This is a genomic window from Alkalibaculum bacchi (assembly GCF_937875145.1).
Lineage (GTDB): Bacteria > Bacillota > Clostridia > Eubacteriales > Alkalibacteraceae > Alkalibaculum > Alkalibaculum bacchi_A.
The window spans coordinates 1-10,806 of record NZ_CALNCS010000066.1 but is presented as its reverse complement, the minus strand read 5'-3'; the positions used below and the strand labels follow the sequence as shown (position 1 = coordinate 10,806).

The 10,806-nt window shown below is 34.1% G+C and carries 16 protein-coding genes; all 16 read right to left on the bottom strand.

The window, feature by feature from the left end:
* Positions 1–96: 96 nt before the first annotated feature.
* Complete coding sequence (locus Q7P22_RS04435; protein WP_113920404.1) at positions 97–693, bottom strand: stage III sporulation protein AF; 597 nt, start codon at positions 691–693, stop codon at positions 97–99.
* A gap of 8 nt (positions 694–701) precedes the next feature.
* A complete protein-coding gene (spoIIIAE, locus tag Q7P22_RS04430) occupies positions 702–1,871 on the bottom strand; it encodes a stage III sporulation protein AE (RefSeq protein WP_113920405.1) in 1,170 nt (389 codons plus the stop codon).
* 9 nt (positions 1,872–1,880) lie between these two features.
* Positions 1,881–2,267, bottom strand: a complete 387-nt coding sequence (gene spoIIIAD, locus Q7P22_RS04425; protein ID WP_303861114.1) for a stage III sporulation protein AD — start codon at positions 2,265–2,267, stop codon at positions 1,881–1,883.
* A gap of 14 nt (positions 2,268–2,281) precedes the next feature.
* Positions 2,282–2,479 carry a stage III sporulation protein AC gene (gene spoIIIAC / locus Q7P22_RS04420; RefSeq protein ID WP_113920407.1) on the bottom strand — a complete coding sequence of 66 codons (198 nt, stop codon included), beginning with the start codon at positions 2,477–2,479 and terminating at the stop codon, positions 2,282–2,284.
* A 10-nt stretch (positions 2,480–2,489) separates the two neighbouring features.
* The gene (locus Q7P22_RS04415; protein ID WP_303861108.1) at positions 2,490–3,011 is read right to left on the bottom strand and encodes a stage III sporulation protein AB; all 522 of its coding nucleotides are present in this window, start codon (positions 3,009–3,011) and stop codon (positions 2,490–2,492) included.
* Positions 3,001–3,990 (bottom strand): stage III sporulation protein AA, encoded by a 990-nt coding sequence (gene spoIIIAA, locus Q7P22_RS04410; RefSeq protein WP_113920409.1) that lies wholly within the window; start codon positions 3,988–3,990, stop codon positions 3,001–3,003. The genes Q7P22_RS04415 and spoIIIAA overlap by 11 nt, the downstream gene beginning before the upstream one ends.
* A 345-nt stretch (positions 3,991–4,335) precedes the next feature.
* Complete coding sequence (locus tag Q7P22_RS04405; protein ID WP_187387048.1) at positions 4,336–4,755, bottom strand: CD1247 N-terminal domain-containing protein; 420 nt, start codon at positions 4,753–4,755, stop codon at positions 4,336–4,338.
* Positions 4,756–5,172: 417 nt separating this feature from the next.
* Positions 5,173–5,730 (bottom strand): elongation factor P, encoded by a 558-nt coding sequence (gene efp / locus Q7P22_RS04400; RefSeq protein WP_113920410.1) that lies wholly within the window; start codon positions 5,728–5,730, stop codon positions 5,173–5,175.
* Entirely contained in the window at positions 5,714–5,929 is a 216-nt protein-coding gene (locus Q7P22_RS04395) for a hypothetical protein (protein WP_113920411.1), read from the bottom strand. The genes efp and Q7P22_RS04395 overlap by 17 nt, the downstream gene beginning before the upstream one ends.
* Positions 5,930–5,960: 31 nt before the next feature.
* Entirely contained in the window at positions 5,961–6,629 is a 669-nt protein-coding gene (gene pilO, locus Q7P22_RS04390; RefSeq protein ID WP_170128209.1) for a type 4a pilus biogenesis protein PilO, read from the bottom strand.
* Positions 6,616–7,158 carry a PilN domain-containing protein gene (locus tag Q7P22_RS04385; protein ID WP_303861096.1) on the bottom strand — a complete coding sequence of 181 codons (543 nt, stop codon included), beginning with the start codon at positions 7,156–7,158 and terminating at the stop codon, positions 6,616–6,618. The genes pilO and Q7P22_RS04385 overlap by 14 nt, the downstream gene beginning before the upstream one ends.
* Entirely contained in the window at positions 7,145–8,230 is a 1,086-nt protein-coding gene (locus Q7P22_RS04380) for a type II secretion system protein GspL (protein ID WP_303861093.1), read from the bottom strand. Before Q7P22_RS04380 ends, Q7P22_RS04385 begins: the two co-directional genes overlap by 14 nt.
* A gap of 89 nt (positions 8,231–8,319) precedes the next feature.
* Complete coding sequence (locus Q7P22_RS04375) at positions 8,320–9,396, bottom strand: hypothetical protein (RefSeq protein WP_303861091.1); 1,077 nt, start codon at positions 9,394–9,396, stop codon at positions 8,320–8,322.
* Positions 9,397–9,406: 10 nt separating this feature from the next.
* Positions 9,407–9,907, bottom strand: a complete 501-nt coding sequence (locus tag Q7P22_RS04370) for a PilW family protein (protein ID WP_303861089.1) — start codon at positions 9,905–9,907, stop codon at positions 9,407–9,409.
* Positions 9,883–10,251 carry a prepilin-type N-terminal cleavage/methylation domain-containing protein gene (locus tag Q7P22_RS04365; protein WP_303861086.1) on the bottom strand — a complete coding sequence of 123 codons (369 nt, stop codon included), beginning with the start codon at positions 10,249–10,251 and terminating at the stop codon, positions 9,883–9,885. The genes Q7P22_RS04370 and Q7P22_RS04365 overlap by 25 nt, the downstream gene beginning before the upstream one ends.
* The gene (locus tag Q7P22_RS04360; RefSeq protein ID WP_170128211.1) at positions 10,251–10,700 is read right to left on the bottom strand and encodes a type II secretion system protein; all 450 of its coding nucleotides are present in this window, start codon (positions 10,698–10,700) and stop codon (positions 10,251–10,253) included. The genes Q7P22_RS04365 and Q7P22_RS04360 overlap by 1 nt, the downstream gene beginning before the upstream one ends.
* Positions 10,701–10,806: the final 106 nt, after the last annotated feature.

Sequence of the window (10,806 nt, the reverse complement as noted above, 5' to 3'; positions counted from 1 at the left end):
ATTCATAGAGCATTTTTTCCTTTTCGCTCATGTTTCTTATCTTGTCAATCATTTTTCTTATGTTCTCTTCTAGTTTCACGCTTATCCCCCTTATCGTTATTTTCTCTCACTAATACTTATATTCTCCGACTTTAAATTATAGAAGTTCAAAAAGAAATTTTTTATATCTTTTGTTGTTTTTTCATCGATCGTTTCCTTTGTATTGTCTTTTTCAATTTCAATCTTTTCAACAGGATTAATAACAGAGTCGTCTTCTTCCGTCAATAAGATTACCTGCGCCTTCTTTAAAGTGCCAAAATCATCTTGATTTAAATCTTCGTAAATTTCTAAATTTACTTCTACTTTTAGATTAAAATTTTCTCCTATATTTTGCTCTATGTTTTCTGATAACTTATCTTTGTATAATTGAACCGTTAACTCTTTCTCATTAGCTGTAATTTTCTCATCTGATAGAGGGTCCATTTGACTTACTGTATTTTCTTTCATAATCAAATCGTGTTTTAACATGAGATTTTGCAAATAAAAATCCGTATTTAATACATTGGTAAAGGGCTGAACCATTGCCAATACAACAATAAAACCTGTAACGATCTTTACGTATTTTCCCATAGATTTGGGAAGAATTAAGTGAAGCAGCGTCACTGTAGCAGTGATGATGACAATATTCTTCAGCCATATGGAAAATGCATTCATTTTTTCACCTACCTATACATAACCGTCATATCGCCTAGTAGTATGATAATGCTGATCATCAAAAAGAACATGACCGCTACAACTAAGAGACAGGATAATATCAGCATAATATATGTACCTATTTCCGTAAGGCATTTCACAATACGCTCGTCAGATATGGGCTGAATAATAGCAGCTGAAGCTTTAAACATTAAAGATAATACGAACATCTTCATTATAGGAAAAGCGATAATTCCTACGATAATCAGTAAACCGACGATTCCTACACCATTTTTGATTACATTAGCAGCGCTAGCGATAGTATCCATAGAATCTGCTAAAAATCCTCCAACAAAGGGCACAAAATTATCTATAGCGTACTTTGCTGTTTTAGAAGATACCCCGTCTAATGTAGTCATGGCAAACCCTTGTATAGACACTACTCCTAAAAACAAAATAAACAAAAAACCTAATATGTATAAAGCAATATCTTTTAATAGTTTTGCTAAATTAGATAGTTTAACTTCCTTTGACAAATGATCGATTAAAGTAATCACTGCAGAGGCTAGAATCAACGGATAAATCACATTGTTAATGGTCGTTCCTACAAAAGTTACTACATAAACAATGACAGGGCTTAAAACGGCGCTACTGGCAATTGCTCCAACAGAGGCTAATAACAAAATAAGCGCAGGGATAATAGCCTGTATTCCGCTTACCATTTCGTCAATAGTGGATGATGCCAAACTGATAGAAGATCGAAAACTACTAGCAGCCAATCCAATCAAGACAAAATAGATGACATAAAACGCAATATTACCTACTTGACTCTCACCAAAAGAAGAGGAAATATTGTTGAGCACAGCGGCTAATATTGAGAGAAAAATGATTTGAGCCAGCAAACTTAGAGAAAGAGAAATCTCTTGAAAGAAAATGCTCTTTACCCCCTCTAATATGGTATCAAGGCTAAACTCTAATTCACCTTTGACAAGTGCTGCAATAAAATCTTTTACACTTGTATAATGTAAGTATTTCTCTAAACCAGCGCTATCATAAATTTGTTCTAAATTTCCTATATCGTACTTCTCGTATATTTGATCAGTAAGTTCTCCTAGAGTATTGGACTGCTCTAAGGCCAATACTCCACTTGTCCCAGATAGTAAAAGGACAAGCAATAGGATTGTTATTTTCTTTATCATAAGCTTCTCCTAAGGTATCAGATTGATAATAAAATCGATCAGCGAAAGGACAATCGGAACGGAAAGATACACGATAATTACTTTCCCTGCCAATTCTATTTTCATCCCGATAGAATTTTCTCCAGCATCTTTACATATTTGAGCTCCAAATTCCGTTATATACGCTATGACAATGACTTTTAAGATAATTTCAAAGTAGCTATTATCAATATCCGTCTTGCTCCAAAGAGACTGAAAGCTCTGTAAAATGGGTCCTAAATAAGAGTAAATAACAAATAAGATAATGACTCCAGTTGCTACAGCTATAAAAATTTGATATTCGGGATTGTACTTTTTAATCAGTACAATAAGTAAAGTAGCGACAATACCTATAATTGCAATTTGAAAGATATCCATATTTTGATCCTCTTCTAATAGAGTTGAAATAAGGATTTAATGGCATCAAATAAGTTTGAAATCATAGTAATGACCATCATCAGAACAATAACTACACCAGTGAGAGAGACCATATAAGCCATCTCATCTTTTTGTGCGTTCTTTAACAGCTGATTTAATACCGCTACTACGATTCCAATTGCAGCTACTTTGAATATCATTTGTACATCCATAAGCTCACCTCTAAATTATAATGATTGTAATAAATAAACCTACTATAATACCTAACTGACTATACAACTTGATATACTTTAATTTATCTTCTAAAGCTAAGGTCAACTGAGTATGTAAGCGACCCTTTACTAGGGCAAAATACTTTTTCTGATTTTCAGTATCTGTGGTGCCTAAGACATTGCCAAAGTATAAGAGGATGTCTAAATCTTCCTGTTTTAAATACAGAGAGCCTTTATTCTGATCTAATTCATCTTTCCAAATAACGCACAAGGGCTCATAGCCATAATCTGTAATGCGCGACAAAACATTTTTTAGTATTTTGTCAAAAGGTGGATTGACAATAGGGATTAGAGAATGGAAAATCTCCATTATAGGTGTAGAGGTATAACATATCTCTGTTTCAAAGTACTGGACAATACCTTGAAAATCTAGTATTTGTGAGTACCTCTTAGCAAAACGATTGGCTTGTAATCGACCAAGAAGGCAGGAACTTATAAACACCAGAAGAGCTCCTATACATTTAAGATACATGTTCTAGTTCCTCTTTTTTAAAGAGCTCGTTTACTTCTATTACCTTAGACACTGTTCCTATACCATTTGAGTTGTCTAGAAAAATAATCTTTTCAAATAATTTATCTTGAATCATTTGAGCAATATAGGGTCTATTGAGCAGCTCTTCCATACTTGCACCATGTACAGTGGTAATCATTTTTATTCCAGCATTTAAGGCTTCGCGAATAGCGATTAAGTCTTCTTTAGAACCGATCTCATCTGTTACAATAATTTGTGGAGACATAGAACGGATCAAATTGATGATGCCTGCTCCCTTTGGGCAGCAATCTAATACATCTGTGCGAATCCCCATATCGTTTTGTGGGATTCCCCTGTGACAGCCTGCGATTTCGCTTCTCTCATCTACTACGCCGATTTTTAGACCAGACCGGCCATTCCCCATACTAAAAGCTCGAACTAAATCTCTTAAAATTGTTGTCTTTCCGCTTTTAGGAGGACCAGCTATAAGGGTATGATAAATATCGTTTTCATCTCTTTGAATAATCTGAGCGACTGTTCTAGAACAACCCTTTACTTCTCTCATGACGCGATAATTCAAACCATTTACGTATTTAATCGTCTTTACTTCCCCGCCTTCTAGAACTACTTTTCCTGTAATACCTACCCGGTGCCCACCTCTTAAAGTGATAAATCCCTTAGACAGTTCTTCTTCAATAGAATACAATGAGTATTGGCTGAGCAATTGCAAAGAATTATGTATTTCCTTTTCTTTTACTATGTAAGCTTCTTTTACACTTTGGACAATTTCTCCGTGATCATTAATTAAAAAATCTTCCTTCATTTTGCAAACCATAAGAGGGTTGTTCACTCTTAATCTGATTTCGTCAATTCCTAATAAAAAGGTCAAAGGCAGTCTGCTTAAAATATTTTTAATCTTTAAATCCATTCCTTTGAAAATAACTTCATTAAAATCTTGAATTAATCTTTGGTTTGACATATTAATTCCTCCTTGTCCTTAATCTATATTTATTAGGCTAGGACAAGAAATATAACCTTTATTTTTTAAAAAAGCTATCAGCATTTTAGTTCTAAGTTTTACGTTGTAAGCTCTATGTAAAAACTTTTAGGTCGCAAATGATGATTGTTATGTCTGATTATTAGTATTTGAACAATGACTTTATCGCAAAAAATAAGAACAGGTTTATATCCATGGATATAAACCTGTTCTTATTGTCGTTGATTATCAATTCAGCCTACTTAAACATGAAACTCCTCAGCAAATGGTTTTACTTAGAACATAAAACATACAACTTAAAACAAAAAGCGCCAAAGGCGCTTTTTATTATTCGTGGTCGTGGCAATCACAATCGTCGCCGCAGTCACATTCTGTTGTGTCGATTTCTACTATGTGTCCACAATAAGGACAGTCTATTTCGAAATCTTCTTCCTCTAATTCATCGAAATTGGTAATGAAATCTTCTCCGCAATGTGGGCATTCTACTTCATAGAAGTCATCATCATCGTCATCTAAAAAATCTAAACCGTAAACTTCGTCTTCGACTTCCATAAGATCCTCGTCGACTAATTCTACATAATCTTCTAAATCTTCGTAGGCGTCATCAAGGCCTGCTAAAGCATCCGTTATATCCTCAAGAATTTCAACAATCTTCACGAGGACTTTTCCTTCTCTTGAAGAATCTTTAATCTCTAGGCCATCACATAAACCCTTTAAATAAGATACTTTTTCGTTAATGTATTCCATTTCCAATTCCTCCTTTACACTTTTATGCAAGTATGCATATTCATTATACCCCAACTTCTAGGGTAAACATACAAATATTTTATAAATAAATATTTGTATGTACTCATTTACATTGTAGCGTTGACGAGAAAGTGCCTCTGGCACTTTAGTCGCTAGCATTTAAGTACTCCTTTTGGGTCAAGATCCTTCGCTTACGCTCAGGATGACTGAGCTAGAAGTTAAGGTTAAAAGTAGAACTTTCCGAATACACAAGAAAGCGCCTGCGACACATCAGCAGCCAGCAATCAGCTACCAGAACTTTGTATTCCCCTGGGGTCAAAGATCCTTCGCTGGCGCTCAGGATGACGTGGATAGTAAATCTTCTAGGCTACCATTGGCAGCTAAAATGCTGATAGCTGACTGCTGGTGGCTGCCTTTCTAGACTCTCTCCATGTATTCGCCTGTTCTAGTGTCAATACGAATCGTATCTCCTTCATCTACAAATAATGGCACTGTTACTACTGCGCCTGTTTCTAATGTAGCAGGTTTGTTTGCACCTGTAGCTGTATCTCCTTTAAAGCCTGGTTCTGTTTCTGTAATAACTAATTCTACAAAGTTAGGAGCTGATACGGAGAAAGCTTGTCCCTTGTAGAATTTAATAGTAGCATTCATGTTTTCTTTTAAGAATTTGATTGCTTCTTCTACTTGGCCGTGATTTAATGGGATTTGCTCGTAACTTTCTAAATCCATAAAGTAATATAAATCCCCATCTTTGTACAAGTATTGCATTTCTTTTGTCTCAATATGCGCTTTTGGATATTTTTCAGAAGGATTAAATGTTCTTTCTGTAGTTCCCCCTGTAATTACATTTTTAATCTTAGTTCGAACAAAAGCAGCACCTTTGCCTGGTTTTACATGTTGAAAATCAATAATGACGTATACATTGCCATCCATTTCAAATGTAACACCTTTTCTAAAATCACTTGCAGATATCATACTTTATTCCTCCAAATTCAACAGTTTTGCGTGAAACAATGAGCCAAGCGAAAGCAAAGCTTTCAAATGAATACAATGCATTCATTTGGCGAATTTCTTCAGTACTTATGACTACTAATTTTAATAGCTTGCTAATACGCAATAAATCACTAATTAATATTAACATAAACTTCCTATGTAATCCATAATTAATTTTCATAATTAAACCACTTTTAACTTATTCTACACACCTAGGGTTGATCTATATTATTGCTAATTTCACTGTTATCATCTATACTTTGGTTTTTTTCTTCAACAAAAGGATTCGATTTACCATAGGATTTCCCCTGAACAAAATCGTACTGAGTCCATTCTGGATCATTTTCCTTAAGAAGAGCAAATGCCACTAGCCCTATAGTGGCATGAATTTTTCCTTCTCTATTTTCGTAGTGGACTCTTGTGACTTCAAGTCTTCTCTCATTACCATACAAATCTTTTAAAAAAGAATCTACCTGCTCATAGGTTCCTACAAGCGTCACATTTATATCCACTTTTGATAATATAGCGCCATCTTCATAAACCTGTTGCGAAGCTTTTTCTAAGGAACCAAATTCGATAAGATTATAGGATACTCCAGAATTTTTTTGCAAATTAAGCAGATTCATATACAAATCAGGGAGTTTCATACTTGATGGAATCTGTTTTTTAGCTTTTGACCATTGTTTATCTACATCCTTCAATTGCTTACTACTATAAAGGAACTCCATTTCACTACATTCTAATTCTTTTTCTTTTATAAATTGTCCATGCTTTTGAAATTCTTGAAATTTAGGCCAAAACAAACAAAAAAAGTACAAACTAAATATTCCAAGAAACAGCAGTAACCCTAATAAAACCTCTTCCCTTCTACTTAGATTCAAATTCTTTTCCTCCATTTGATCCGTATGAAAAAGTAATTTCAAAGCGAATTTGATTCTCATAAGCCGCAGAACGAATCCGTATATTGTGTGCTTCTTCTAATTGATATAAATTTGCAGCTAGCTCAGCGATTCCTTCTTCCTTGCTTGCTATTCCACTTATAATCATATTTCCATTTTCTCCTCTTTGACTCGTAAATGTAACACCCATAGGAACTAACCCTTCTAATCTCTTGATTAACTCGTAAAAATTGGTTGTGGATTGATTTCTTTCATGAATCATTCCCTTAATAAGATTGATTTCATTACTCTTTATAGAAATTTCCTGTTTTAAACCCTTCACGTCTCCCATAGATTGAATTTGTTCGTCTATTTGTAATATCTTATTTTGCAAATGGTAGTCTAGTGCAAACAGAGCAAGATACAAAATTCCCATAGTAAGGAAGAGAACAAGGATGATCTGAACCTTCTTTTTTCTCCCTAAAGCCATATTTGTTAGCATTTCCTCAGGAAGCAAGTTAATATCCATCATGATTTTTCTCCCTTCTCACAAGAGCACCTATAGCATTGGCTAAAAAGCTAATGTGATTTGCAGAGTGTAATTCTTTAATATATATACTATGTAAGGCAAAAAGGTACTCTGTTTCTACTTGAAGTGCATTCTCAATATATTTTTTACAGATAGGCATAAGAGAACCTCCACCTAGCAATAAAATATACCCTATCCTTTTATCTTTACACATAGATTCAAAAAATCCCATTAGCTGAGTTAATTCTTGTATTATTTCTAAGAGCAGATTATTTACCTCTTCCTTTCCTTTAAATTCTTCTTTTTCCATAGAAGAGAACGGATTATCTAATTTCCACTCTTCTGCTTCTTGAAAACTCATATGAAAATCTTTGGCAATAGCCTTTGTAAAATCCCTGCCACCTTTATTTAAAATCTTGTAAATGAAAATCTTCTTGCCCTCTATAAACGTAATCGATGTTTTTTCATACCCCATATCTAAAACAGCTATATTCTGATTTTTAAGAACGGTTCCATTCATTTTGCGCATATAGAAATGATCGTGGCATAGTAATTTAGAAATAGCATTAGGCTGAACATCTACTACATTAATTTTAAGCCCTGCTTTTGAAAAACAGTCTAAATAGTCGGTAACCGTTTTCCGTTCTACTGCAATGCCTTGAACTTCATACATGATGAAGGTGTTGTTTTCTTCAGAAGTTTCTTTGTATTCTCTAATTACCACTCCATCTACGATGTAATTTTCTATTTCATCAGGCAGTAATACAGACATTTCAAATTTTACAGCTTGACGAACTTCACTTAATTCCATTTTAGGCAATTGAAAAGTTCTAAGAATTATGTCCTTAGAGGAGAGAAGTAGTCGAATATCACTGGCTTTGATTTTTAACTTACAAAGTTCTTCTGAAAGGCCTTTCTTATCCACAACCTTTCCTTCTTGTACTATGTCTTGCGGTATATGAAATATACGGTAGTGCTCGATATTTATTATTTCTTCCTTTATATATCCCTTTATAATCTTTATGGTACTCGAACCTACATCAAACACCACTGTATGACTTTCTTTACGAAACACTCTATTCACCTCTACACTAAGCCTATCCGTTTTATTTTGCTTGCTATTTATGAACCTTACTGCAAGATTTCAAGCCTTAGAAAATGCCTTTATATCTCGCTCCACTTTAACAGATTGATTCTATTTTTTGGCTCATTATGTAACAAATCTGTAGACAGATAAGGCGTGATTTTTTCTAGTGCTTCTAAATCGTAGTGCAATACACCTTTAAAACAAGCCTCTTCCTTTAAATCAAGGAGCATCATACTTCCTTTTATTTCTCCCTGTATCTCTGTTACTCCCGTATCCATTCCAAAAAGGAGCATGGACCCATGTAATTTTGCACTGCTTGTCATATAAACCTCTTTTACGCAATCTAAAACAACAAATCCCTCAAAGGTACAATCATCCATGATAAAAGCATCTGCCTCCTGTACAATATACAGCTCTCTGGTATTGTCTCCTATAGGAAAAGTATCTTTGTTCAAATATATTGTCTCTCCTGGAGCATTGATGAAAGACACATTTTCCTTAAAATTTTCTACTAACCATGTTACGTAATCTTCACTATTGTAGGGTTGACAATAAGGCAAGTGAGAGTCTACAAAAGAATTGTACTGAGTGAATCCTTCATTTCCTCTTAGAACCACAGTATCTCCTTTTACATCTAGAGAGCGCTTCTTAAAATCATCAGATTTATTTACAATTAAGTCTTTTGTGATCCCTATAATGCCAGATGAAGTTTCTGGAATATCAATCGTATTCATACTATCAATAATCATTTTTCCATTGCAATACAAGACGTATTTTTTTAAATCTAATAAATTTACTTTTCCACTAGGCGCCTCAAGGATTGCTTCAAAATCTCTTCGAATAAGATGGGATTTTCCGTATATTTTGATCTTTTTTCTATTCTCATTAGATTCTACGACCTCATACCCATACTCACCGCCCTCAACCACAGTAGAAGATAAACCTCCTAAAGCATCCCAATCTGAAGATAAAATAGAAAGGGCTTCTTCCCTTGCACCTAAAGCTAAATAATAGGCTCTTTGATAGTGATCATAATTCTCTACAGACCGAAATTCATAAAGAGCTAAAAAAAGCATCGAAAACAATACAATACTTATAAGCATCATAATGATAATAATCGTAAAAAGAACAGCGTATCCATCCTGCTTTTTCATGGTAATCCCCCTAATTAATTACAGTCACTTGTCCTAATACGGAGATGTCCTTTTGCAATCTGGCCTTCTTTTTGCCTTCTGAGACTTCAATCGTAAGCTGAATGGTTTTACTGTCTATATAAGTTATAAAAAAATTTTCGATTTTATTAGCTATCTGAGACTTGCTCCCTAGCCCTATATCTTTTAAGTCTGAATGGGTCTTAGTTTTGTACAAAATCTTATTTGTCAATGTATAATAATTGTAGTACTCTGGAGTCTCTATATCTCTTAAATAAACTGTGCCTTCTACTACATAAATTCTAGGCGTATTACAAATCTGCTTTTCAAGCTGTATGGATAAAAAACGCAATTTTTCCATAGATGTAATATCTCCATAAAGATTTTCGTAACTACTGTACTGAAAATAAAAGTGGTGAAAAACAGCACCTAGTATTAAGGTCATTAAAAATAAACTAATTATTAGTTCAATCAAAGTAAAGCCCTTATTTAAGGTACGTATATTTGAGTCCATAATTTCTTATACCGGCTTTCTTCAAAGATTATTTGTACTTTATATAAGCCTCGCCTGGTTGTTTCTTGTAAGTCGATTATATAATCGCCTTCAGAGTCTTTTGCATTTTCAACAATAGATGAAACCATTTCAACACTTAATTCTTCTCGATCGCATTCATTCATTGCAGACTTAATCTTTTCTAAGGAATTTTCGGCTTTTGTCAACACTTCATATCGATTTTTAGAGATGCTATAGCTTTTGTAAGCAAACTGCGAAGCAGTTAAAAAGCTAAAACAAAATACAGAAAAAACGCAAATAGACACAATTACTTCAATTAAAGTAAAAGCATCCTGCCTTTTCATTATTCTTCCTCCTTAATATAGATTCTGCCTGTCCCAATTTGTACCACGATAGTCCTCTTATTTCCTTGTCTATTTTCAAAAACAAAATGCCCCCCGAGATTGACTGTACCTGTAGGATGAAAAGTTAGGTTTTTTCTAAAGTACGTATTTGAAGTGATTAAAATAGAATCCTTAAATTCTATTTTTTCTGCTTGAGCGGTTGCTTCAGCAATATATATGTAGATTTTATCTTCATGTATATTAACTCTACGTGCTTTTCCATCCATTATAGCGTCATTTCGCGCATTCAAAAGAACTTGATGTACTTCCCTACACTGAGTTTTTAGATTTTGATTGTCTATAAAGTTTTGTAAACCTTTACTATTAAGGAAAACCATAGAAAGAATAATACCTAAAATCCCAACAGTAACAATCATTTCGATCAAAGTAAAAGCCTTCTCATCCTTCAAAACAAACACACCCTATTTAGTTCTAAGTGAAATCAGCAGGCCGCTCTGCGGCCGCTGATTTCACCTGACCACCTGACCACCTGACCACCTGACCACCTGACCACCT